The 22,392-nt window shown below is 70.9% G+C and carries 24 protein-coding genes and 2 tRNA genes; 6 read left to right on the top strand and 20 right to left on the bottom strand.

The window, feature by feature from the left end; translation table 11 throughout:
* Positions 1–143 precede the first annotated feature (143 nt).
* The 4 genes from H9623_RS13410 (at position 144) to H9623_RS13395 (ending at position 5,183) form a co-directional block, all read left to right on the top strand.
* A complete protein-coding gene (locus H9623_RS13410) occupies positions 144–1,415 on the top strand; it encodes a threonine/serine exporter family protein (protein ID WP_321575436.1) in 1,272 nt (423 codons plus the stop codon).
* Positions 1,416–1,487: 72 nt separating this feature from the next.
* Positions 1,488–2,153: a TetR/AcrR family transcriptional regulator gene (locus H9623_RS13405; RefSeq protein ID WP_193720547.1), complete on the top strand. Its 666-nt coding sequence runs from the start codon at positions 1,488–1,490 to the stop codon at positions 2,151–2,153.
* A gap of 40 nt (positions 2,154–2,193) precedes the next feature.
* Positions 2,194–4,818: an MMPL family transporter gene (locus tag H9623_RS13400; protein ID WP_193720546.1), complete on the top strand. Its 2,625-nt coding sequence runs from the start codon at positions 2,194–2,196 to the stop codon at positions 4,816–4,818.
* Positions 4,819–5,094: 276 nt separating this feature from the next.
* Positions 5,095–5,183: transfer RNA gene (locus H9623_RS13395), tRNA-Ser, on the top strand.
* Between the two features lie 135 nt (positions 5,184–5,318).
* On the opposite strand, the gene H9623_RS13390 is transcribed toward H9623_RS13395, so the two are convergent.
* The 3 genes from H9623_RS13390 to H9623_RS13380 all read right to left on the bottom strand — a co-directional run bounded on the left by H9623_RS13390 (position 5,319) and on the right by H9623_RS13380 (position 8,390).
* Positions 5,319–6,686: an FtsX-like permease family protein gene (locus tag H9623_RS13390; RefSeq protein ID WP_193720545.1), complete on the bottom strand. Its 1,368-nt coding sequence runs from the start codon at positions 6,684–6,686 to the stop codon at positions 5,319–5,321.
* Positions 6,683–7,528: an ABC transporter ATP-binding protein gene (locus tag H9623_RS13385; protein WP_193720544.1), complete on the bottom strand. Its 846-nt coding sequence runs from the start codon at positions 7,526–7,528 to the stop codon at positions 6,683–6,685. The genes H9623_RS13390 and H9623_RS13385 overlap by 4 nt, the downstream gene beginning before the upstream one ends.
* Positions 7,529–7,652: 124 nt before the next feature.
* Positions 7,653–8,390, bottom strand: a complete 738-nt coding sequence (locus H9623_RS13380; protein WP_193720543.1) for a fumarylacetoacetate hydrolase family protein — start codon at positions 8,388–8,390, stop codon at positions 7,653–7,655.
* A 383-nt stretch (positions 8,391–8,773) separates the two neighbouring features.
* Here H9623_RS13380 and H9623_RS13375 point away from each other — a divergent pair.
* Positions 8,774–8,846, top strand: a tRNA-Arg gene (locus H9623_RS13375).
* Positions 8,847–8,961: 115 nt separating this feature from the next.
* Here H9623_RS13375 and H9623_RS13370 read toward each other — a convergent pair.
* Positions 8,962–9,129 carry a hypothetical protein gene (locus tag H9623_RS13370; RefSeq protein ID WP_193720542.1) on the bottom strand — a complete coding sequence of 56 codons (168 nt, stop codon included), beginning with the start codon at positions 9,127–9,129 and terminating at the stop codon, positions 8,962–8,964.
* 182 nt (positions 9,130–9,311) lie between these two features.
* On the opposite strand from H9623_RS13370, the gene H9623_RS13365 reads away from it, so the two are divergent.
* Positions 9,312–9,716, top strand: a complete 405-nt coding sequence (locus tag H9623_RS13365; RefSeq protein WP_193720541.1) for a hypothetical protein — start codon at positions 9,312–9,314, stop codon at positions 9,714–9,716.
* A gap of 39 nt (positions 9,717–9,755) precedes the next feature.
* Here the strand turns inward: H9623_RS13365 and H9623_RS13360 are convergent, their stop codons facing one another.
* The 16 genes from H9623_RS13360 to H9623_RS13285 form a co-directional block, all read right to left on the bottom strand.
* Positions 9,756–10,010 carry a hypothetical protein gene (locus tag H9623_RS13360; protein WP_193720540.1) on the bottom strand — a complete coding sequence of 85 codons (255 nt, stop codon included), beginning with the start codon at positions 10,008–10,010 and terminating at the stop codon, positions 9,756–9,758.
* A gap of 309 nt (positions 10,011–10,319) precedes the next feature.
* The gene (locus tag H9623_RS19545) at positions 10,320–10,952 is read right to left on the bottom strand and encodes a hypothetical protein (RefSeq protein WP_227748638.1); all 633 of its coding nucleotides are present in this window, start codon (positions 10,950–10,952) and stop codon (positions 10,320–10,322) included.
* Positions 10,949–11,725: a M15 family metallopeptidase gene (locus H9623_RS13350; RefSeq protein WP_193720539.1), complete on the bottom strand. Its 777-nt coding sequence runs from the start codon at positions 11,723–11,725 to the stop codon at positions 10,949–10,951. Before H9623_RS13350 ends, H9623_RS19545 begins: the two co-directional genes overlap by 4 nt.
* A 63-nt stretch (positions 11,726–11,788) precedes the next feature.
* Positions 11,789–12,073, bottom strand: coding sequence for a putative phage holin (locus H9623_RS13345; RefSeq protein WP_193720538.1), 285 nt, complete (start codon positions 12,071–12,073; stop codon positions 11,789–11,791).
* Positions 12,070–12,273 (bottom strand): DUF7620 family protein, encoded by a 204-nt coding sequence (locus H9623_RS13340; protein WP_193720537.1) that lies wholly within the window; start codon positions 12,271–12,273, stop codon positions 12,070–12,072. Before H9623_RS13340 ends, H9623_RS13345 begins: the two co-directional genes overlap by 4 nt.
* The gene (locus H9623_RS13335) at positions 12,270–12,548 is read right to left on the bottom strand and encodes a hypothetical protein (protein ID WP_193720536.1); all 279 of its coding nucleotides are present in this window, start codon (positions 12,546–12,548) and stop codon (positions 12,270–12,272) included. Before H9623_RS13335 ends, H9623_RS13340 begins: the two co-directional genes overlap by 4 nt.
* A gap of 68 nt (positions 12,549–12,616) precedes the next feature.
* Positions 12,617–14,731, bottom strand: coding sequence for an SGNH/GDSL hydrolase family protein (locus tag H9623_RS13330; RefSeq protein ID WP_193720535.1), 2,115 nt, complete (start codon positions 14,729–14,731; stop codon positions 12,617–12,619).
* 10 nt (positions 14,732–14,741) lie between these two features.
* Positions 14,742–14,957, bottom strand: coding sequence for a hypothetical protein (locus H9623_RS13325; RefSeq protein WP_193720534.1), 216 nt, complete (start codon positions 14,955–14,957; stop codon positions 14,742–14,744).
* A gap of 14 nt (positions 14,958–14,971) precedes the next feature.
* Complete coding sequence (locus H9623_RS13320; RefSeq protein WP_193720533.1) at positions 14,972–15,580, bottom strand: hypothetical protein; 609 nt, start codon at positions 15,578–15,580, stop codon at positions 14,972–14,974.
* A gap of 9 nt (positions 15,581–15,589) precedes the next feature.
* Positions 15,590–16,699 (bottom strand): hypothetical protein, encoded by a 1,110-nt coding sequence (locus H9623_RS13315; RefSeq protein WP_193720532.1) that lies wholly within the window; start codon positions 16,697–16,699, stop codon positions 15,590–15,592.
* The gene (locus H9623_RS13310; protein WP_193720531.1) at positions 16,696–17,493 is read right to left on the bottom strand and encodes a hypothetical protein; all 798 of its coding nucleotides are present in this window, start codon (positions 17,491–17,493) and stop codon (positions 16,696–16,698) included. The genes H9623_RS13315 and H9623_RS13310 overlap by 4 nt, the downstream gene beginning before the upstream one ends.
* An 8-nt stretch (positions 17,494–17,501) precedes the next feature.
* The gene (locus tag H9623_RS13305) at positions 17,502–20,342 is read right to left on the bottom strand and encodes a phage tail tape measure protein (RefSeq protein WP_193720530.1); all 2,841 of its coding nucleotides are present in this window, start codon (positions 20,340–20,342) and stop codon (positions 17,502–17,504) included.
* 38 nt (positions 20,343–20,380) lie between these two features.
* On the bottom strand, positions 20,381–20,680 hold the full coding sequence (locus H9623_RS13300; RefSeq protein ID WP_193720529.1) for a hypothetical protein: 300 nt from the start codon (positions 20,678–20,680) through the stop codon (positions 20,381–20,383).
* A gap of 110 nt (positions 20,681–20,790) precedes the next feature.
* The gene (locus tag H9623_RS13295; protein ID WP_193720528.1) at positions 20,791–21,555 is read right to left on the bottom strand and encodes a hypothetical protein; all 765 of its coding nucleotides are present in this window, start codon (positions 21,553–21,555) and stop codon (positions 20,791–20,793) included.
* Between the two features lie 92 nt (positions 21,556–21,647).
* A complete protein-coding gene (locus H9623_RS13290; RefSeq protein ID WP_193720527.1) occupies positions 21,648–22,154 on the bottom strand; it encodes a phage tail tube protein in 507 nt (168 codons plus the stop codon).
* Positions 22,155–22,160: 6 nt separating this feature from the next.
* A complete protein-coding gene (locus tag H9623_RS13285; protein ID WP_193720526.1) occupies positions 22,161–22,343 on the bottom strand; it encodes a hypothetical protein in 183 nt (60 codons plus the stop codon).
* Positions 22,344–22,392 lie beyond the last annotated feature (49 nt).

Here is a 22,392-nt window from a genome sequence, read left to right as displayed (position 1 = left end):
CCCAGCAGGCCCCGGACCCTCGCGGTCCGGGGCCCGCTGCCGTCCCGGCCCGCCCCGCTCCGTGCGCCCGGGATCGTGGACCGGTCCGTCTCAACGGGCCGACCATGGGTGCACCGGCGGGCGGGACGGGACATCATGACGAGGTGACAGCAGAAGCGACGGACGAACCGGGCCTGGGCCCGAGCGAGCTGGTCCAGCAGTCGGGCACGGTCCTGCGGGTCGGCCGCCTCGCCCTCTCCGCCGGGACCGGCAGCTACCGCGTGAAGTCCCACATGACACGCGTGGGCCGGGCCCTGGGGCTCGACCGGACCGCGGCCCACGTGACGCTCACCGAGATCACCGCGACGTCCTACCGGGACCGCAACTTCCGTACCGAGGTCTCCGAGGTCCGGGCCGTCGGCATCAACTCGGACCGGTTGTCGGAGCTCGAGTCCTACGTCGGCGACCTGCCCGAGCAGGTCACCGCGGCCGAGGTCGACGCGGAGCTCGAGCGGATCGCGGCCAAGCCGCTGCTCTACGGCGCGTTCCTCAACGCCTTGTGGGCCGCGATCGCCTGTGCGGCGTTCGCGTTCCTCAACAACGGCGGGGTCATCGAGTGCGGGGCTGTCTTCGTCGGTGCGTTCCTGGGGCAGATGGTGCGTCGCGCGATGCTGCACAAGGGCATCAACCAGTTCGGCACGACGATGCTCGCGGCGACCGTGGCCGCGACGGCGTACCTGCTGGTCGTCCTGGTCTTCGAGAACGCCCTGGGGGCCTCCGGGGGCCACGAGGCCGGCTACGTGTCGGCGGTCCTGTTCCTCGTCCCGGGGTTCGCCCTGGTGACGGCGGCGCTCGACCTCGCGAAGCTCGACTTCTCCGCGGGCATCGCCCGGATGACGTACGCGCTCATGATCCTGGCGTCGGCCGCCCTGGCGGTGTGGGCGGTGTCCGCGATCGCCGGGCTGCAGCCGGACCGGCTGCCGCCGCCCGCCCTCGACGACACGCTGTTCCTCGCGCTGCGCGCGCTCGCGAGCTTCGCGGGGGTGCTGGGCTTCGCGCTCATGTTCAACAGCCCGTGGAGGATGGCCGTGGGGGCGGCCTCGATCGGCATGGTCGCGAACGTGGGGCGCCTCGAGCTCATCGACGCAGGCTTCGCCTCGCAGGCGGCGGCAGCGGCCACGGCGCTCGTCGTGGGTGTCCTCGCGGCGTACATCGCGCCGGCGATGAGGGTTCCTCGGATCACCCTGTCGGTGCCGGCGGTCGTCATCATGGTGCCGGGAGTGACGGCCTACCGGGCCGTGTACGAGTTCAACAGCGGTGCGACGGTCGACGCGCTGGCGTCGACGGTCGAGGCGGGGCTCGTGATCGTCGCGCTGTCGATCGGTCTCGCGGTGGCTCGCATGCTGACGGACCGGAACTGGACGTTCGAGCGGTAGCGGTCCGACCGTCCAGGTGGGGCCCGACCAGCATTGTTGCACCGGGTGCATCGATGCACTTAGCGTAGGAACATGTCCCTCCCCACGGTCGATCGTCGTGCTGCCCTCAAGGCGCGCCACCGGCGCGCGATCGTGGACGCCGCAGCCGCGCTGATCGGCGAGTCGGGGGGCACGAGCTTCTCGGTCGACGAGCTCGCAGAGCGGGCCGACGTGTCCCGGCGCACGGTCTTCAACCACTTCGCGTCGCTCGACGACGTCGTGACGGAGGTCTGCAGCGAGGTCGTCGGCGCAGCGCTCGACCGGCTCGACGCCATCGCGTCGGACGAACCGGACGAGCACGGCGGTCGTCCTGACGTCGCGCTCTTCGACGAGGTCGCCGACGCGCTGCGCTCGACCGACTTCGTGACCCCGCTGGCCTACCTGACCAGGGTGCTCGGCGACACGGGCGGCCCGTCACCCCGGCGCGCCTACACCCTCATCAAGGTCTTCGCCGACGTCAGCATGCGCCTCACGGCCGCGCTGGCCGAGAGCCACCCCGACGCCGACCCGTTCGACGTCGAGCTCCTGATCGGGTCCCTCATGAGCGGGCTCATCGTGATCTACCTCCGCTGGGTCGACGTGACGGGTGCGGTCGACGACCCGGCCTCGCGCGAGGCCTGGACGGCGCTCCTCGAACGCCTCCTCGACGCGACCAGGACCGGGCACCGGTCCGTCGCGTCGTCCCTCCGCACCCACTGACCCGTTCACCCGCGTACTCGCGCGCAACCGAAGGACTCCCATGGCTGAATTTCTCTACCGCGTCGGCCGCTGGTCGGCGCGACGCGCACGGACGGTGCTGGTCGCATGGCTCGCGATCCTCGCCGCAGCGGGCGTGGCGTTCGCGCTCGGCGCGGGCACCCTCGCCACGACGTTCTCGATCCCCGGGACGCCCACCGCGGAGGTCACCGACCGCCTGCAGAGCGACTTCCCCGACGCCTCGGGCGGCACGGGGACGGTCGTCGTCCAGTCCGCCGACGGTGAGCCCCTCACGGCCGAGCAGGAGGAGGCCGTCGCGGGGCTGGTCACCGAGGCCTCCGAGGTCGACGGCGTCAACGCCGTCATCGACCCGTTCCAGACCGAGGCGGACCGCGCCGCGCAGCAGCAGCAGGTCGAGGACGGGCGTGCCCAGGTCGAGGCCGGGCGCGCCCAGCTCGACGCCGGACAGGCCCAGCTCGACGCGGGACGCGCGCAGCTCGAGGCCGGTCAGGCCCAGCTCGACGCCGCGCGCGCCCAGGCCGAGGCCGCGGGCATGCTCGCGCAGGCCCAGCCGCAGCTCGACGCGCAGCAGGCCCAGCTCGACGCCGGTCTCGCCGCGCTCGACGCGCAGCAGACGACCCTCGACGAGGGGCTCGCGACCCTCGAGGAGCAGAGCGCCCAGCTCGAGCAGGGTGCTGCGCTGCTCGACATGGCCGCCGAGATCCGGACGGTCTCCGAGGACGGCACCGCCGCGATCATCATGATCTCCTTCACCGACCCCCAGATGGAGATCCCGCAGGAGACCAAGGACGCGCTCGTCACGATCTTCGAGGACGAGCCCGCCGGCCTGCAGATCGACCTCTCGGCCGACATGACCATGGGCGCCCCGAGCATCATCGGTGCCGGCGAGATCGTCGGGCTCCTGGTCGCGGCGGTCGTGCTGGTCGTCATGCTCGGCACGCTGATCGGGGCCGGGCTGCCGATCCTCACGGCGCTCATCGGCGTGGGCATCGGCGCGCTGGGTGCGCTGTCCTTGTCCGGTGTCGTCGAGATGGCGTCCGTGACGCCCGTGCTCGGCCTCATGCTGGGCCTGGCCGTCGGGATCGACTACTCGCTGTTCATCGTCAACCGTCACCGCCGTCAGCTCAAGGCGGGCGACGAGCTCCACGAGTCGATCGCGCTGGCCAACGGCACCTCGGGCAACGCGGTCGTGTTCGCGGGCACCACGGTGCTCGTCGCGCTGCTCGCCCTCAACGTCACGGGCATCCCGTTCCTGGGTCTGATGGGTACGGTCGGCGCGGCGTGCATCGCGATCGCGGTGCTCATCGCGGTCACGCTCACGCCCGCGCTGCTGGGCCTCGTGGGCGAGCGCATCCTCAGCAAGAAGGAGCGCGCCCAGCTCGCCGGCACGACCGGCACGACCGGCACCGACGGCACGACCGGCGCCGCCGCGCAGGCCGCCGCCCCGGCAGCGGTCCCCGTGAAGCCCGTCCGCCCCATGTCGACCGGCTGGGCCGTCGTGCGCGTCGTCGTCGGGATCGCGGCGCTGCTGCTCGTGGCGCTGCCCGCGCTCGACCTGCGCCTCAACCTGCCGGACGGCTCGACCGAGCCGCACGACTCGACGCAGTACCAGGCGTACTCGACGCTCGCCGAGAAGTTCGGCGAGGGGCAGAACGGGACGCTGCTCGTCGTCGCGGACCTGCCTGCCGTCGAGGCAGGGTCCGAGCCCGAGGCCATGGCTGCCCAGGTGGAGATCGCCCAGGCGCTCTTCGAGCAGGACGACGTCGTGGCGGTCGCCCCGATCGGCACGTCCGAGGACGGCACGGTCGCGGCCTTCCAGGTCGTCCCCGCGGAGGGCCCGACGAGCGAGTCGACCGAGGAGCTCGTGCACACGCTGCGCGGGATGTCGCCGATCGACGGGACCTACGAGATCGGTGTCGCGGGCTCGGCGAGCGGCAACGTCGACATCTCGGAGAAGCTCGCGTCCGCCCTGCCGGTCTACCTCGCGGTGGTCGTGGGGCTGTCGCTGGTCATCCTGGTCCTGGTGTTCCGGTCGATCTTCGTCCCGGTCATCGCGACGCTCGGCTTCATCCTGTCGTACTTCGCCGCCCTCGGCGGGGTCGTCGCGATCTACCAGTGGGGCTGGCTGGGCGGCGTGTTCGGCGTCGAGAGCCCCGGCCCGATCCTGAACTTCCTCCCGACGATCCTCGTCGGGATCCTGTTCGGGCTCGCGATGGACTACATGCTCTTCCTCGGGTCCGGCATGCGTGAGGCGTACGCGCACGGCGCGCCCGCGCGGGTCGCGGTCGTGCAGGGCGTGCGGGCCGGGCGCTCGGTCGTGACGGCGGCGGCGATCATCATGATCGCGGTGTTCGGCGGGTTCGTGTTCTCGCACAGCGCGATGATCCGGCCCATCGGGTTCGCGCTCGCGTTCGGTGTCCTGGTCGACGCGTTCGTCATCCGGATGATGGTCGTGCCCGCGCTCATGCACCTCGCGGGCGACAAGGCGTGGTGGCTGCCGCGCTGGCTCGACAAGATCCTGCCCGACGTCGACGTGGAGGGGGCCTCGCTCGAACGTCGCCACCCCCACGCGGTGACGGGAGCCGCTGGGGCAGCCCCCGGCGCGGCGGACGACGTCGAGAAGGACGAGGCGGCCGTGCGGGGCTGACGCCGCGCACGACCTCCTGAGAGGCCCGGAGCCGCCCTCCCGTCCGGGAGGGCGGCTCCGGCTGCGTCCCGCCCGTGTCGGCCCCGGCCCCGGCCCGGCCCGGGCCTGTGCCGCGGCCGCGGCGTGGGGGTGCAGCGTGGTGCGTCGGTCCGGGGTGTCGACGGAGGTCCCGGGGCGTGCGGGGGCCGCGCCGACGGGCGCCCCGACGGCCCTGTTTTGCTCCCCGGTGCCCGGAGAAGGTAACCTTGCGACGCTCGGTGCCTAGCATCCGAGCATGGAGACGTCGCATAGTCAGGTCTAGTGCGCCACCCTGCTAAGGTGGTAACGGGGCAACCCGTTCGAGGGTTCAAATCCCTCCGTCTCCGCTCAGGAAGGTCCCGGCTGCGTCAGGCCCGGGGCCTTTTCTGTTGCCCGGACTCCCGCCCGTGGGTGCACGCGCACCGCGGCCCGACGACGGGACGTGCGCTCCGCCGTCGGGCACCTGCTGGGCTCGGACCGGCTCAGGCCGCCACGGCCGACCGGACCACGAACCGCGACGCGGCAGCCCCGGCCAGGACGAGCCCCGAGGCCCCCGCCACGCACACCAGGAACTGCAGCACCACGTCGACGTTCGTGAACGCGTTGAGCCCGATGATCGGCGCCATGAACATCAGGGCCGCCGTCGTCGCGAGACCCACGCTCGCCGCGAGCGGGATGAGCGTCTCGCGCAGCCGGGCCTTGTCGAGCGTCCTGAGGTCGGTGCCCGCGAGGGTCAGCGCCCGGTACTCGCCGCGCTGGTCGATGACCCGCCCGGCCTGCATGACGCCCGTCGAGACCGCGGCCAGCACGCCCGCGATCGCGAGGGTCAGGAACCCGCCGGTCGTGAGGTCGCCGAGGAACTGGACCTCGACCGGGTCGGTCCCCGCGCCCGGCTCGAACAGCGCGAAGATGCTCGTCAGGCCCGCGATGAACGTCGCGAGCGCGACGCCACCGACCGAGCGCCACGCGGTCTTGGGCGAGTCGACGATGCGGCGACCTGCGAGGAGCGTCGGGACCCCCTTGGCGCGGCTCGCGGTGACCCGGCCGACGACCCAGATGACGAACGGCCCGACGACGTTGAGCGTCGCGAAACCGGCCACGAGGACCAGCACGAGGATCGTGATCGCCACCGCGTCGCTGCCGAACGACACGTTGGTCGCGACGAGCATCGCGACGAACGCCAGTCCCATGCTGACCAGCCGTACGGCCTTCATGGCCGGGGGAGTCACGCGCGCCGCGACGCCCAGCGGCGTGATCGCGACCCGGCGCAACGAGACGGCGGCGGAGACCAGCGCCACGAGCACGACCCCCACCACCGCGAGCAGCAGCGCGGGGACCCCGACCCACAGCTCGGAGAGCTCGAACGTGCGGCCCTGGAAGCGGAGCTGCGCCACGAGGGGCAGCAGGGCCCCGTAGCCCACGAGCCCCAGCAGCGAACCCACGAGGGCCTGCGCGGCCGCGTCGAGGACTGTGAGCGTCGCGACCTGACCCGTGGTGGCCCCGGCCAGACGCAGCGACGCGAGGCGGGCGTCGCGGCGGGCGACCGCGAGCCGGGCGGCGGCCCCGCCCAGGGTCACGAGCGGGATGAGGAGCAGGAGCGCGGCGATCCCGGCGAAGACCGGGTACTGGACGTCGTAGGAGTCGACCCCGGACTCGATCCCCCCGATCGTCATGCCCTGCCACCCTCCCGCACGCTGCAGGAAGGCGCCCACGCCGCCCACGACGACGAGCAGGATCGCGGTCGTCGCCGCGAACGCGATGATCGCCAGGACGTTGGTGAGCCCCTGGGGGTCGCGGCTGTCGGAGCTGCGGCGGCGCAGCAGCCACCACAGGTCGAGCGTGGCCCTCATCGCGTCGCTCCGTGCGTCGTGCCGGGCCGGGGCGCCTCGGGCGCACCGGGGACGCCCGGGGTGCCGCTCGCGGGGTGAGCGGCCCGGGCGGCCTGCGTGGCGACGTCGGGCACGGGCGGTTGCGCGGCCGCCTGCTGCGCCTCCGCGAAGAACTCGCCCGAGATGCGGCCGTCGCGCATGGTGACCGTGCGCGAGCAGTAGCGGGCCACGCCTGCGTCGTGCGTGACGACGACCAGCGCGGCCCCCGACGCCCGGACGGCGGACGTGAGGACCGAGAGGACCTCGGCTCCCGTGCCCTGGTCGAGCGCGCCCGTGGGCTCGTCGGCGAACACGACGCCAGGAGACCCCACGAGCGCGCGCGCGATCGCGACGCGCTGCGCCTGACCGCCCGAGAGCTCGCCCGGTCGGCGCTGCTCCATGCCCGCCAGGCCCAGGTGTGCGAGCCAGGACGCCGCGGCACGCGTCGCCTCCGCGCGGGGCGTCCCGCCCAGCATGAGGGGCAGGGCGGCGTTCTCCACCGCCGGGAGCTCGGGCAGGAGCTGGCCCGACTGGAACACGAAGCCGAAGTCCTGGCGACGCAGGGCCGTGCGACGGCCCTCGCCGAGCGTCGTGAGGTCCTCGCCCCGCCAGGACACCGTGCCCGACGTGGGCTTCAGGATGCCCGCGAGGCAGTGCAGGAGCGTCGTCTTGCCCGAGCCCGACGGGCCCATGATCGCGACGGACTCGCCGGGCGAGACCGTGAGGGAGACGCCCGCGAGGGCGTGCGTGGCGGTGTGGTCGGTGCCGTAGACCTTCGTCAGCCCGGAGGCGACGAGAGGCGAGCCGGTCGGGGGAGTCGTCATACCCCCATGCTTCGCCGCGGGAGGGGTGCGCCGCGTCCGGCCACGGTGGGGACCTGCCCGACGGCGCGTCATGCCCCGGGGGGACCGGTCGCCGTCCTCGCGGCGTACCCCTTCCCGCCGCGGGTCAGGTGATCGGGTTGGTGAGCGTCCCGATGCCCTCGATCGTGATGTCGGACCGCTGCCCGGGGATGACGTGCGCCGACGTGCTGGGCGACCCCGTGAGGACCACGTCGCCCGGGCCGAGGGTCAGGTGCGAGGTCAGGTAGACGAGCTGCTCGACGACGTCCCACGCGAGGCCCGACGTCGAGGCCTCGGCCTGCGTCACGCCGTCGACCCGGACCTCGATCGCGAGGTCGTCCGGGTGCGCGAGGTCCGTCTCGATCCACGGGCCGACGGGCGTGAACCCGTCGCCGTTCTTGGACTGCGTGAACTTGTCGTCGACCGCGCTCTGCTCGTACGCCGTGACGTCGTTGCCGACGGTCCAGCCCAGGATCACGCCCGGCACCTGCTCGGGGGTGAGGTGGCGGGCCGTGCGGCCGATCACGATCGCGAGCTCGCCCTCGACCACGACCTTGCCCGCGGCGGGGTCGAGGCGCACGGGCTCGCCGGGCCCGATCACGGTGCGTGCCGACTTGGCGAACGCCTGCGGCGGGACCAGGCGGTCGGCCGGGCCGGAGTTGTGCGCCATGCCGAGCACGACGCGCGGCTCGCACGGGGCCAGGAGGCGCGCGCCGTCGACCGCGTGGGTCTCGCCCGTGCGCTCGAGGACGGGGGCGTAGTGGTCGACGACCACGGCCCAGACGTCGCCGTCCTGGACGACGGGGCGCGGGCCGGTGGGGGTGTCGATCCGAGCGAGTCTCACGGTGGGTTCCTCCGTCTGCGGTGGCCGGAAGTCGGCGCGGTGGTGCCGGCTGGACGTGAGACTACAGGAGGTATGACGTCCGATGTATCGAGCCGTGGCCGAACCGACCGACCGGCGCGACACTGAGGAGGGCGAGGTCCGCGGGCGGGCGCACCGCACGCCGCACGCCGAGGAGGCGCCATCGCACGCACAGCGCAAGGCACGTCCGCGCAGGGGAGGGCGACCGGCTCCCTCGCCCTCGTCGGCGCGCTCGGCGTCGTCGCCACGGCGCGCGGGGTGTCCTGCGTCACGAACTGGCTGGTCGGACCGTATCGGTTTGAGATTCCGGCGAAAGTCCATGTAGTCTTCTCGACGGCTGCTCAAGAGAAATCACGAGCGGTCGAGCGCCCGTAGCTCAACGGATAGAGCATCTGACTACGGATCAGAAGGTTGGGGGTTCGAATCCCTCCGGGCGCACAGTACGCGAATCGGCGCGGTTCCTAGGAAACTAGGGGCCGCGCCTTCGTCGTTCCTGGGGTCGAAACTACACCTGGTGTAGCCAACCCTGTAGCCAAAGGGCCGAAATCCGGGGTCAAGCGGTCCGCACCCAGAGCACACGCCAGCCCTCGGGAAGATCGGAGAACAACCGGTCGCGCGCCTCGTCATAGGACGAGGCTTCCACCTTCACCTCACGCGTGGGCATGTCGTTCTTCCCGGTGCCGTCCGGAGGGGTCTGCTCGAGCATCGCGTGAAGGATCATGCGCTCAGGTTAGGCCCGCTAGGGGCACCGGTGTGCGGGTCTTCGTCGGCGTCACCAGCTACGCTCGCTGTATGCGCCAGGGGAACAGAACGGGACTCGTCGTGTCGCTCGTGGCTGGGGCCCTCCTGGTCGCAGGGTGCTCCGCCGGTGCAGAGTCCGATGAGACTCGGGCGGCGCCGCTCGTGGCTCAGGTGCCCGCCGACGAGCTGGAGCCGGTCGAGATCGTCGAGCTCGAGTGTGCGGACGGGACGGGCGAGACCGTAGCGGTGTTCTCCGTCGAGCGGACCGAGGACCCGGACTTCTCCGAGATCTGGGCGAGCGAGACGACGCACACCTGCACTGCGACAGACCTGGTTGAGGCGAGCACGGACGTCGAATTCGTCGCGGCGGACGCCCTCGGCAGGCCCGCGGTCCACACCCTCTACGGGCTCTGTGGCGCCGCGAACCCTGAGGCGATCTACGTGCGCGACCCGGACTTCGCGGTCACGGCGGACTCTGCCCCGACGATCGTTGCCATGCTCGAGCTGTGCCCTGACTTCCCCTACGCGGCCGAGCTCCAGGCCGCCGTCGACCGCGCGGAGTCCTAGCGCTGGCAGACGTCGCCAGGGTCGAGCCACACGGCGCGATCAGATCCGGGTGCAGTGGGCCAGCGGCACCCAGGCGAGCCACTCGGGCCACCCGGGCGCCGACTGCCGGACGCACAGCCACGAGCCGGACCGGGCGACGACGTCGAGCTCGTAGGTCTGCTCGCCGCGCCCGTAGGTGTTCGTGGTGACACGGGCGCGCTGCGGCGGGTCGTAGCGCGCGCTGACGCGGCGGTTCTCCCCGGGGACGTTGACGACGAGCATGGAGAAGTCGCGGGTCTCGGGCTGGCGGGTCATGGGTGAAGTGTGCCGCGAGGCACTGACGTTCGGGGTCGGCCCCGTTGGCTCGATGCACACTGGTAGGGCGCTCGTCGACCGCGACGAGGCGGGAAGGGAGCGATATGGCGCGCCGAGTGGAGATCACGCCGCAGCAGCTGAAAGAGCTCGAGGAAGACGGGTCGGTCTTGCTCCGAGTCTCGGATGCTCGTCCCCTGCCGGATGGCACGTTTGACCTCGAGGTGCTTCTGACGTCCGAGGGGTAGGGGCGCCAGGAACGACGAAACGCCCCGCCCTCCCGAAGGAGGGCGGGGCGTCGTCATGCTCGGGTCAGGCGCGCGGAGGCCAGGACCACGCGCCGGGCCCGACACCGTGGGGGACGGCGTACTCGCGATAGTCGCCGCCGAGCCCGTGCACGAGCAGATCGACGGTGAGGTCGTCGGGCAGCTCGGCGACCAGGCCAACGGGCCGCCCGGTCCCGGAGAGCGTGCCGTCGGGCGAGGGTCCCCAGAGATCGATCACGCCGGGCACGGTCGAGGTGCGGGTGCGCAGGACCAGGGCCGGGCTCTCGACCCCGTCACCCGCCTTGGAGGTGTACCGCACGACACGGCCCACGCTCGGGAGCGGGTCCGTGCTGGGCGGGGTGCCGGACGTCGGAGGCGTGTACTCGGTGCTGGCCGCGTGGCGCCCGGCGTAGCTTGGTGTCTGAGCAGAGCCGAGGACCAGGCGCGTGAGCCAGTCGGGGATGTGCGGCTCGGCCCAGCGCCAGGCGACGTACCAGGCGCCGACGACCAGGGCCGTGACGGCGGCGATCGCGAGGTCCGAGCTCAGGAGGTCGGTGACCTCGGCGGGCAGGACCACGACCGTGAGCAGCCACGCGACGGCCGAGCCCCACAGGACGGGCACGACGGTGCGCAGGTACGACACGGCGCGGTCGGAGATCGGGTGCGTCGGGGTGCTCATGCTGTGGCCACCGTGCCCTTCCACGTGTTGTACCCGGCGCTGGTCGCGTAGTTGATCGCAGCCAGGCCCTCGGTCTGGTCGTTGCGCCCGAGGGGGGTGGCGAGCGGCTTCTGGCCGTGGCGGGGCAGCACGATCCACCAGGTGCCGTTGTCCTTGTGGCCGGCGACGCGGCAGCGGACGATGTAGGGCATGTCGAGCTCGCTCTCTGTGGGGGTGAGGGGGGCCGGTCGGCCCGGGATGGTCGGGGTGGTGATCGAGCCGCCCGCGCCCGGGACGGGGCGCGAGACGAGGTGGGTGTCGCGGGTGGGGTCGTAGACCAGGTGCCAGGGCTCGCGGATCGAGCCGCGGCCCTCGGTGTCGGTCCAGCCGTGCTCGGCGAGGATCGGGAACGTCTCGGCGCGGCGCGGGTAGTCGAAGTCGCCGACCGTCCCGTAGTCGTCGACGTCGATCGCCAGGCCCCAGCCGTGGTTGGAGGTGCCGGGCGGGGCGGCGTGGGCGGTGCCGGTGAAGACGTAGGGACGTCCCTGCCAGTAGCAGCAGACCCGCTCGCCCTTGCGGGCCAGGCGGTGCCGCTGCAGGTAGAACACGATCTGTTCGGCGCGGGTGCGGTTCCAGCCCCGGACCCGGAGCGTGATCCCGGTAAGGCGCTTGACCTCGGCGCGGGCCCGGTTCCAGGCTGCGGCCGCGTCGGCCCGCAGGAACGCGTCGGGCTGCCCGTCGAGCGGTGCGAGGGCGGACTCGGGCACGGATCCGTTCGCGTAGGTGGTGGCCATGTCTGCCTCCTGGCATGACGAAGGCCCCGACGTCGTGCATGTCGGGGCCGGGAGTGGATGAGGTCAGGGACGGCGGCGCTGTGCCCGCAGCATCTGGACAGTGCGTTGCACGAACAGGGCCGCGACCGAGGCGTAGACCAGGGTCTGGGCCAGGCGGCGCCCCGGATAGTCAGGGATGGTCGCCTGCGCCACCACGAGGCCCAGGACGGCCGCGACCGCCACCGAGACGCCCATGATGTTCCGGCCAGTGGGCGACTCCCACCAGCGGGCCCGCACCCAGTACAGGACGACGAACGTCAGCGTCGAGGCCAGAGCGAGGTACTGCAAGGTCAAGACGAGCGCGCTCACGCGGGCCTCCCATAGGCGGAGCGGATCGACTCCGCGAAGTGGTTTCGTTGCTGCAGCTCCCGCAGCCGTTCTCCGACACGCCGTGCTTCCTGCCCCCTGAGAACAGTGCCGTGCAGGTCATCGACCGACTGGGTGAGTGCGGCCTGCGCTTCGGCCTGGGCTTCGTCGCGGGCCTGTCGCTTGTGACGGCTGAACATCATGGGGACTCACCTCGCCGGGCGTTGTCCAACGCCGTGAGGACCCGGTCCGCGGCGCGCGCGAGCTCGAGCAGTTCAGACCACTGCTCGGCACGCTCCTGGGCCGCGGCACGCTCGGCCTTCCACGCGTCCTGCCACGTGTCAGCGCGGGACTTCTCCGCGTCAACCTCCCGGCGGAACGCAATCCCGCCCTTGCCAAGGAGCAGCAGCACCACAATGAGTGCGACCACGCCCCAGCCAGACAGCTCGCCGATGTTCAAGGGGACCCCGTCAAGCATGTGCACTCCTCTCGGGCGTGACGAGGCTCCCACCGCTGAGCGGCAGGGGCCTCGCGTTGTAGGTGCAGTCAGACGTACTGAATGGCCGGCGCGGTTACCGGTCGACTTACGGTGGCACGGGCGGCGGCGTATCCGGCGGCGTTCAGGTGCACTCCGTCAGAGTCGTACTCCGGCCGCAGTGCGTCTCCGATCGCCACTGCGGCGTCGTAGTCAAAAAGGTCCCGAACGGCGCCTGACCCGACGCGACCAAGCAGCCACGCGTTGTAGTCGTGGCGCACCTGATGCTGAGCCGACGTGCCAGTTGCTCGCGGAGTGATCGTTGTGACCACCACCATCGGCGCGATGGCCGACTTCACCCACGGAAGCAGGGTGTTGAACCGGTCTTGCATCGTGGCGAGGCTGGCCGGCGTGGCCGTTCCGTATACGTCGTTGTGCCCCATGGACCAAAGAACCGCATCAGGGCGGGTCAGGCTAAGCCAGCGCGTCGCCTTGTGGCTCGCAGTGTCAAGCCACCCCGACATGGAGTCTGCGGAAGCTGCGTAATGGACCGGGGCCGCTGCGATGTCGCGGCAGAGGACAGACAGGGGCGAGTCAAGCAGCGCCCTAGTCGCCCCAGAGCCGCCGGCAAGCGAGTCGCCAAAGACTGCGACGACCGGCGTTCCGGCGTAGGTCTCGGCCTCGATCCACCAGTCGAGGGGCGTGGTCTCGGTAGAGGTCATGCCGGCCGGAGCGATCGCGGGGGCAACCTTTCCAGTGGCCATGAAGGAGTGGCCCATGAGCGCTGGCGGGGCGGCGGCGGCGGTGTAGGAGAACGACAGGAGCCGCTCCACGTTGTCTCCGATTGGGAGGGTGAGCCAGCCGGTGATGTGCTCGGCGCCGTCGTCAGGCACCGTGAACGGACCTGCAACCTGGTCGGGGGTGGTGGCGAAAGCCCCCATGCCTGCGTGATCTCCAAGCCAAACGCCATCGACCACAATGCCCGCGCCCGCCGTCGTGCCGAAGCGAGGGTTGCGGTTGGTGACGTGCAGCCTCCACCGAGTGATGGGGAACGCCCAGAGTAGTGGCACTCGCCATGTCCCCGTGAGCGGAGCCGCAGTGTTGGACTGGCCCAGGGTTACAGCAACGGGGATCGTCTTGAGCCCAGACCCCCGGGCGACGTTCTGTGTAGAGCCGAGCTGGGCGCTGACCGCGGATGCATCCACTCTTGACCAGGCCGTCCAGGTGCCAGCTGCGGTCATTGAGCGGGAGTGGACGGCCCCTGTGGCTGTGTACCACAGGACGACCCGATAGACGCCTGGAGCGGGGTCGACCACCTGTAGAACGCCCAGGCCGGGGTCCGGTAGGCCGAGGTTGGTTGCGGTGGCCGTGTTCCACACGGTGGACCAACCCTGGGGCAGCGAGGCGAGGTCCGGGGCCGTGGTGTTGCCCTTGGTGACCGGGATGTCCGTGCGAATCCAGGGCCCCCAGGAGCCGCCACGAACACGTTCCATGACGAGGGGCTCAGACGTAGATTCGGTGCGGGCGAAGCGCTGACGAATGGCGGCGCCGTTGGTCAGGACCTCGTACGTCCCCGATCCATTTGCCCAGGACGGGGGCGCGTTGAGCAGGCTGATGGCGACCGTCGAGGAAGTGACCCAGTACTGGCCAGGGGTTGTGAGGGTGTCGAGGTCGGTGCCGGACGCGATTGCCCCACGCGACCAGGCCCCGGAGGGGAGCGTGAACGAGAAGTGTGCAACGCCGGAGGATACGTCAACGGTCACCGTGGGCGACGCCCCGGTGGTGACTGTGGCCGAGGCGCCAGTCAGGAGCCATTGCACCATGCCCGGGTCGGCCTCGGCGATTGGTTCGATGTCGACCAAGCTGATCGGCGTGGCCCCCATTGGGACCCGGATTGCGTAGGGGTGGGGCGCCCAGGACTTCTTGACAAGGATGACCCAGCCCTCGGGACGCGCGTCCGGGTCGTAGCACGGCAGGCGTAGCGAAGCGCGCCCGTCCGCAAGGGTGACGGTGGCGGAACCCGCCTGCAGGATCAGGTCGTCGACGGGAACGTGAACGTCGGCGGGCAGCGTGAACGTCACCTGTCCATTGGCGGGGGCCCCCTCCTGCATGTCGATCGCGTGGATCGTCACGACGCGAGAGGTCACCGACGGGGCGAGGTCAACCTCGGGGACGAGGACGGACATGAGGAGCCTCCTAGGTGGCGGGGGTGATGGGGACGCCGACACTGCGCGTGGTCAGGCGCCCGAGCTCGACGATCGGGGCCCCGTGCTCATCGGTGTTCACGAGGGTCAGTTGGGCCCAGTCCGCGGTGATCGAGACCGCGTGCGTCAGGGCCAGGTCCAGGCCCAGGGCCTGCACGGCGGCGGCATACTGGGCAGGGGTGATGACGATCGGGGGGGCGGTGCTCACGAGCGCTCCTCAGGTCAGGCGGGGTAGTACGGCATGAGGCCGTTCTGATTCATGCGGGCGTCCATGCGGTCCATCCGCTCGCCCGCGGCATTGAGCGCTCCCACGAGGCTGTTGATGGTCGCGGCCTGGGTGTTGATCGTGGACTGCATGGCTGTGACGTCGTTCTCGGTCCCGCCGAGCCGTGACGCGTGGGAGTCCAGGCGACCGTTCTGGGTCGAGTTCATCGACTCGGCGGAGGTCAGGCGACCTTCAGCGGACCCAAGGCGGGTCGCGTGCGAGTCCAGTCGCCCCTCGGCCGTGCCAACTCGCCCAGCGAGGGCAGAGGTAGCGGCGGCGGCCGAAGCCTCAGCGGCGGCTTGGGCGGCGTTTGCGCGGACCTGCGCGTCGTCCTGGACTGTGTGCCACCCGCCAGCCCCATTCGGGACGCCAATGCCGAAGCCGCCGCCCGGCAGGTCGCCCAGATGCATGACGGTCCCGCCGGCGTCCGTGGTGCGGAGCTCGAGGGAACCCTCGCCCTGGGTGATCGACGAGGAGCCGAGGTTGCGGGACTGTGCCCGCAGCCGGTCGGCGCCGAACAAGGTGCGGAGGTTGGATCCGACGCTCTCGCGGTACGGGAAGCGCATCGGCCCTCCTCAGATCGCTTGGACGGTGACGGTGGCCGTGTGGGAGCCGGTCAGGGAGAAGGACACGTCGCCGAGGCGGGCCGTCCCTTCCCTGCCCGTGGGCAGAGTGTACGTCGGCTCGACGTCGATCCCGACCTGGTCCCCGACCCGGGGCCACGCGGGGATCTTCTCGACAAGGAGCGTGGCTTGGGCTGGGTCGCGCAGGATCTGTGCTGCCGCCAGTGCGCCGCGGGTCAAGGCCGTCAGGGTCGGGATGTCCTTGACGCCGGGGAATGACACGTTCTTCGTCGTGATGAGGTAGCCCTGGTTCGTCAGGGTCGGGTCGGACAGGCCGACCCACTTCTGCTTGCCGCCCTCGCCCGCGCCGATGCCGTATACGGACTGCGCCGCGCGCCGGAAGTCGTACCCCTGGTCGAACGCGGTGCAGTTCCCTGACCGGGCGCTGGGCCCGTCGTGGTCGATCACGATCTGCGTCGCCCGCGAGATCGCCGGGTACCCGAACTCGATGGTGCGGGTGACCTTCGTGGGCGCGCCGCCCGACCAGGTCAGGGTCTGGGTGACGCGCCAGTCGAAACCGTCGTCCGGCTCGCTGATCTCGTCCAGGAGGTCGCCGTAGTACGCCGAGTGGGACTTGTAGTCCATCGTGCGTGCGACTCCCGACGTCGCGGTGGGGATCGTGATCTGCATCGTGGGCTGGTAGGACACGAACGCCGCCTGCAGGAGCGTGCGTGCGATCGTGATCTGGTCGACGCCCGTGTAGATGTAGTTGTCGTTGAGGGAGCGCAGGGCGGGGTATCCGTCCCACTCCATGCCCTCGACCTGCAGGATGCCGTCGGTCGTGGTCTCGGTGTGGCGCATGATGAGCCACTCGCCGAGGCAGGTGGTACCGCGGGTCAGGACGAGGGTGTAGCGGCCGCCGGTGCACCAGGACACGACGCGGGAGACCGCAGCCCAGTCGATCTTGGTGCGGTCGCGTGTCAGGAGGTGTCCGACGGAGATCCCGGCCCGGAAGGTGCCTCCGCCGAAGCGGGAGGACCAGGACGAGGATCCGGCAAGGGTGACTTCTCCGACGATGTTCCCTGTGAGCGCCTGGGCGACCCACGCGCGGACCGCGGTCACGACCACGCCTCGTAGCGTCGGACCCGTGCGGAGCCAGCACCAAGACCGGTGACGGTCCAGGACGCCCCGCCGGACGGTACGACTGCAGCCCGGCCGGACGTGGACCCGAAGACCCGTGCCTGACCGTTCCAGACGTCGCCGTTGCGCAGGTCTACCGTGCGTGCCTGACCGGACGCCAGTGCCGCGAGTGTCCACGTGCCAGCCGCGTGCACGACCGTCAGGGCGCCATGCGGGCCCGTGACGTCCAGCACCGGGAACGCCGTCACGTCGCCGCGGTTCGGCAGCACCGTGGTGGCCTTGAGATCCATCACCCCGGACCCATACCGCAGGGGGTCATCTGCCCGCAGGAACAGCGAGAACTGGATGAACGTCGGCGTGTGCCGCTTGTACGTCAGACCGGTCTGGCGGACGTCAGCCTCGCGTGAGAAGTCACCGCCGCGCTCCGAGACGACCAAGGTCCCAGAGCGTGCGCGCTGGATCCTGCCGAGCTGCTCGATTGCCGACCCGTCACGGCCCGCATGGATCGAGCCCACGAGCTCGATCGTGCGGGCGCCCAGGCGGCGCAGCGTCGGGATGTCGCCGTCGCCGCCCGGGTGCCTGATCGTCTCGGTCTCGTCGGGCGCGCCTTCCCACCAGCCCGGCAGGTCCCGCACCGTGAACAGGTCACGGCGGACCGCGTTGAACTCGAGGCCGGCGTACCGGACCCGGATACAGCGGGACTGGAAGTCGCCTTCAAGCCAGCCGGGGGAGGTCAGGCCAAGGTCGGATGGTCGCCCGAATCCTGGTGCTCGCACGTCGCCTCCTATCCGTTCACGACGGTCATGTCGCCAAGCTCGGCGCGGATCTGGGAGAGCACCTTCATGGACACTTCGTTCGCGTCGGCCCCGAACGCTTGGATGGTGAGTTGCGCGGGGGCGCGGTTGCTCGTGGCCGCCGCGGGCTGCGCGGGCTGCGAGTACACGGCGGACTGGGTGCGCCCGACCGCCCCGCCGTCAGCGAACCGGGCACGCCCGGCCAGTGCAGCGTTGCGAAGGCCCATGACGGCGCCATGCCCGCCAGCTGCCCGGACCTCTGCTGCGGTCCACACGTGCTCGTTGTTCGAGAGCAGCGCGGGGATCGAGTCCGACGTCTCACCTCCAGGCCCGAAGACCGGCCCACCCTCGGCACGCATGATCATCGACGGAGCCCGGGCAGGCGAGTAGGACGGGTCAGCGTTCACCCGGGCCTGGATCACGATGGTCTGGGACCGTGCGACCGCGAGGAACCGGTCGATCGCAGCACGTGCAGGGTCGGTGTCAGCGATGACGCGGGCCGTGTAGTCACCCGGGATCAGGCCAAGCTTGTCAGCCAGCGCCTCCGCGTCACCCCCAGTCATGCCCATCTGGGTAGCCATGGCGATGAACTCGCCGCGGGTGCGCTCGACGGCCGCCGAGATCTCCTCCTGAGAGGCGCCGTTCGCGACCATCTGCTCGACGAGCTTCGCGCCCGAGGACGAGATCGCATCGAGGGCCGCCTGGTTCGCGCGGCCCTTCTCGGTCGTGATGTCGAGCGTTGCCCCGTTCGTGGCCAGGGCCTCCGACGCCGCATCCAGTGCAGCCTCGAACCCGCGCTGCGCGTCACGCTCCCCGAGGACGATGTTCATCAGCGTGGTGTGCGCCTCGGCCGTCTTCGCGAGGAGCTCGGCCTGCGTCGCGAGTTCGCTGTTCGCGCCGGAGGTCGACTCGCCGAACTCTTCCTGCGCGCCTGCAGCCTCTTCGGTCACGGGCTTGATCTCACCGAGGATGATGCCGAGCAGTGTGGCGTCGTCGGTCGCGAGGCCGGCGCCGTCCGCGATGCCGATCAGGGCGTCGCGCAGGCCCGGCATGGACTTGAGCAGGTCCTGTCCGACCTTCTCGGTACCGCCCGCCTCCTCGTACAGGGCAGTGAACGCATCCGACGCGGCCGGGAGGTCCGACGTCGCGAGCATCGAGATCTGCGTGCCGACCGCAGCGAGACGGTCCTCGAGCTCGGACCACTTCGCCGTGTCGTCCCCGAAGACACGGGTGATCGACACACCGAGGTCGCCAGCTTTGCTGCCGATGCGGTCCCACGTGCCAGGGTTCGCCATGTCGTCGAGGAACCCGGCGAACGCCTCGCCGCGCTTGAGGTCGGAGTCCTTCGGGACCAGGTCGCGGAACAGGTCGCCGACGACATCCTTCGAGGACCCGAGCTTGCTGATCTTCGAGTCGAGCTCCTCGGTGCCCATGTCGGCCTGGTTCGTGGCCGCGTCCAGGGCGATGAGGCCAGCGGTCACGAGGCCGATGCCGGCGGCCCACTTCCCGACCTTGCCGACGACGCCACCGACCTTGGACCCGGTGGCGTCGGTGATGAGGCCAAGGTCCTTCATAGCGGAGATGGACTCTGCGGTCGCGATCGCGAGCTTGCCCATCCCGGCGACGCCCAGGAGGACGAGGCCGCCGCCACCGACGATCGCGAGCGTGGCCTGCTGTACGCCAGCGGGCATCTCTCCGAACGCGTCGGTGACCTTCGTGGCCTGCTGCACGAGCATGCGCAGGGGCCCGTTCGCGCCCTCGCCCATGCCGATCAGTGCGCTGTCGAGGGAGCCGGTGAAGGCCTCCCAGTCGCCCTTCAGGTTGTCGAGCTTGGTCGCTGCAGTCTCGGCGGCGTACCCGCTGTCGTCGACTGCGGCCGTCCACTCCTCGATCGCCTCGGCACCCTGCGCGTACAGGATGCGGGCCGTGGTGATCTGTTCGTTGCCGAACATCCGGCCCAGCGCCGCGGACCGCTCAGCCTCGGTGAGGCTGCCGAGCTGCGTGTGGAGTTGCCCGGCGAGCGAAGTCAGGCCGACGAACTCGCCCTGCGCGTCGAACGCGCTGATGCCGTACTCCTCCATGGCGCCCTGAGCGGCCTTGGTGGGGGCCGTGAGGGACATGAGGACTCCACGGAGCCCGGTGCCTGCAGAGTCGGCCAGGAGACCGTTCTCGGCGAGCAGCGCGAGCGTGCCTGACGTCTCCTCGAGGGAGACGCCAAGCTGGGACGCGACGGGGCCCACGTACTTCATGGCGAGGCCGAAGTCGGCGACTTCACCGTTGGCCTTGCCCGCGGACGCCGCCAGGACGTCCGCGATGTGCGTGACGTCTGTGCCCTTGAGGCCGAACTGGTTCATGACCGTCGCAGCGATGCCTGCGGCGTCAGCCACAGCGAGCTCGCCAGCAGCAGCCAGGTCCAGGGCGCCCTTGAGTCCGCCACCGAGAATGTCCGCGGCCGAGACGCCAGCCTTGGCCATCTCCTCGATGCCGTTCGCAGCCTCAGTTGCCGAGAAGACCGTGTCGGCCCCGAGCTCGAGGGCCGCCTCACGGAGACGGTCGATGCTCCCTGCGGCGTCGTCGCCGGTCGACTTCACGCCAGACATGGCCTGGTCGAAGTCGGCGAACTTCGCGACTGCGATCGCCGCGACACCGGTCATGCCGGCGCCGACGAGGCCGAGCCCGTTGGAGAGGGTGTTGATCGACTGGGCGTTCTTGTCGACGAACGCGAGGGCGCCGGTGGCGGCGTCCTTCGTGCCCTTCGCGGCCTCGCCCATCTTGCGCTGGAAGTCGGAGATGTCGGCGCGTAGGCGCACCACGACGGACCGGTCGGCCACGGATACCTCCCGGTGTCAGCACTGTGTGGTTGGGGTGTTCAGTCGCCGAGGGCGCCTTCGACGAGCCGTGACGTGTCGGGTTGGTCGCCGAGGGTGTGGTCCGCGAGGGATCCGCGTGCAGGGCGATCACGGGGGCGCGGTGCGTCACCGTGGGGCTTGGTGTTGATGACGCGCGGGACGACGCCGGGCTCGGGATGCTTCGTGTCCCGTTGCCAGCGCTGGTACGCCGCTTCGGCGTGGTCGACAACCTCGTCGTCGACCTCGAACCAGCCGTCCATCTCGTCGTCCTGGGCAACGCGACGCGGGATGCCGAACCGGTTCAGGGAGTCCTCATGCAAGAGGAGCCCCTCGGTCAGCCCGCGGTCGCGTGTCGACCACGGATCACCGGCAGGCGACAGGCCCAGGTACTCGGTGGGGCGGACCTTCCATGAGCGCGCGGCCCGCAGCGCTAGGACGACACCTGGTCGTCGCTCGAGGGCCTCAGCGATTTTGGGGCCGGGATCACCACGTCCTGCATGGTGATGGCCTCGAGCGCGAGGACGAGCTCGTTGAAGTGCTTCTTCCCGCCGGGGCGCAGTGCCACGCGGCGGATGCCCTCGAGGGACGGGGCGGGCTTCACGGTCCCGGCGACGTCGACCTGCACGACCGCGGCCTGCAGGATCCGGTACTTCGACTCGGCGGTGAAGTCGGCCATGTCCTTGAGCCACGTGTCGTACTTGGTGCGGTACCGGGTCTTGGCCGTGGTGTTCGCGTTCGGGGCGAGCTTCGTCGGCTCGGTGGGTACGGTGAGGTCGGCGGTGACGGCGCGGATCTCGGCGGGCTCCAGGGCCCGCAGCGTCCACGTCTCCTTGTCGGCGTCGTACTGGGCGTACAGGTCCTCGGCCCGGGCGTACAAGGCCTCGAGGCGGGTGCGCGCTTCGGTGACGGACTCCGGCTCGGCGGCTGTCTCCCCGAGGGACTCCTCGCCGTCGGCCGGGGCTGGCGCGGCGGACTCTTCTCCGAGGCTCGATTCGTCCGAGGTGCGCTCGGTGCTCGTTGCACGGGCGGTCAGGCGGGCGAGGTCTGCTTCGGCCGCCTCGATCTCCTCGTACAGCGGCTTGATGTCCGCGTACAGGGCGGGGTTGCGGTGGATCTCGACCTTCACCTGCGTGAAGCTCACGCCGTCGATCCAGTCCTCGACTTCGATGTCGACCTGCTCGATGTTGATGCTCATGACGCCTCCACGGGTCAGTTGTCCACGGGTCTTGCGAGAGGGGTGCCTGCCGGCCCGGACCCGTGGAAGAACGGGCCGGCAGGGGTCTGGGGTCAGGGAGCGGCGACGACGCCGCCGAGCCATGCGCGCTGCACGCCCAGGGGCACGACGCGCTTGATGAACCCGGCCCGGTCGGAGGGCTTCTGCGGGTTGTCAGTCACGACCTCGTACCCGTCGACCTCGTCCGCAGCGGCCCATGCCGCGTCGTACTTCGGTCCCTCGCGCTCGTAGAGCCAGAGCTCGGTGCCCTTCTCCTTGAGCGTGTCCCAGGCGATGTCGTTGGCGGCGTCGGCCTTGCCGGCCTCGGTGAGGTAGCGGAACGGCGTCACGCTGCCCTCGTAGTTCGAGGCGCCGAACGTGACGGCGTTGCCCTCGGAGCACAGCTCGGTGTCCGGGACGGTGTCCGACGCGACGGGGGAGAGTCGGTAGTCGGACTTGAGGATGCGGCAGGACAGGTCGATGCCGGCGGTGAGCTCGGTGACCGTGGGGGCTGCGGGGTTCGCGGGCTTCGTCGTCAGTGCGACGAGACGCGTGCGTGCGTCAGCGAGAGTCTTCGGCACAGGGGATCACTTTCCCTTCGTGGTGTCCCCGGTGGCCGGGGTAGATGGTGCCGCCTGGGCGGCCTGGTCCTCCGCCTTCTGGCGGGGGGTCTTGGAGAACGGCTTCCCGAGGACCGGGTGGCCGATCCAGTGGGCGGGGATCTGGGTCTTGGCCCCGGTGTCCTTGCGGTAGGCGTCGATGAGCGCCATGACGTGCCTCCTGGGCATGACGACGGGCCCCGCGCCGGTCGACGGGGGC

This window comes from Oerskovia douganii (genome assembly GCF_015142735.1).
Lineage (GTDB): Bacteria > Actinomycetota > Actinomycetes > Actinomycetales > Cellulomonadaceae > Oerskovia > Oerskovia douganii.
This window is presented reverse-complemented; position numbering and strand designations above follow the sequence as displayed.

Excerpts from the sequence above, each read along its gene's own strand:
- H9623_RS13405 (WP_193720547.1), top strand. The coding sequence starts at position 1,488 with ATGTCCCTCCCCACGGTCGATCGTCGTGCTGCCCTCAAGGCGCGCCAC.
- H9623_RS13400 (WP_193720546.1), top strand. The coding sequence starts at position 2,194 with ATGGCTGAATTTCTCTACCGCGTCGGCCGCTGGTCGGCGCGACGCGCA.
- H9623_RS13390 (WP_193720545.1), bottom strand. The coding sequence starts at position 6,686 with ATGAGGGCCACGCTCGACCTGTGGTGGCTGCTGCGCCGCCGCAGCTCC.
- H9623_RS13385 (WP_193720544.1), bottom strand. The coding sequence starts at position 7,528 with ATGACGACTCCCCCGACCGGCTCGCCTCTCGTCGCCTCCGGGCTGACG.
- H9623_RS13370 (WP_193720542.1), bottom strand. The coding sequence starts at position 9,129 with ATGATCCTTCACGCGATGCTCGAGCAGACCCCTCCGGACGGCACCGGG.
- H9623_RS13360 (WP_193720540.1), bottom strand. The coding sequence starts at position 10,010 with ATGACCCGCCAGCCCGAGACCCGCGACTTCTCCATGCTCGTCGTCAAC.
- H9623_RS19545 (WP_227748638.1), bottom strand. The coding sequence starts at position 10,952 with ATGAGCACCCCGACGCACCCGATCTCCGACCGCGCCGTGTCGTACCTG.
- H9623_RS13350 (WP_193720539.1), bottom strand. The coding sequence starts at position 11,725 with ATGGCCACCACCTACGCGAACGGATCCGTGCCCGAGTCCGCCCTCGCA.
- H9623_RS13340 (WP_193720537.1), bottom strand. The coding sequence starts at position 12,273 with ATGATGTTCAGCCGTCACAAGCGACAGGCCCGCGACGAAGCCCAGGCC.
- H9623_RS13335 (WP_193720536.1), bottom strand. The coding sequence starts at position 12,548 with ATGCTTGACGGGGTCCCCTTGAACATCGGCGAGCTGTCTGGCTGGGGC.
- H9623_RS13330 (WP_193720535.1), bottom strand. The coding sequence starts at position 14,731 with ATGTCCGTCCTCGTCCCCGAGGTTGACCTCGCCCCGTCGGTGACCTCT.
- H9623_RS13320 (WP_193720533.1), bottom strand. The coding sequence starts at position 15,580 with ATGCGCTTCCCGTACCGCGAGAGCGTCGGATCCAACCTCCGCACCTTG.
- H9623_RS13295 (WP_193720528.1), bottom strand. The coding sequence starts at position 21,555 with ATGAGCATCAACATCGAGCAGGTCGACATCGAAGTCGAGGACTGGATC.
- H9623_RS13285 (WP_193720526.1), bottom strand. The coding sequence starts at position 22,343 with ATGGCGCTCATCGACGCCTACCGCAAGGACACCGGGGCCAAGACCCAG.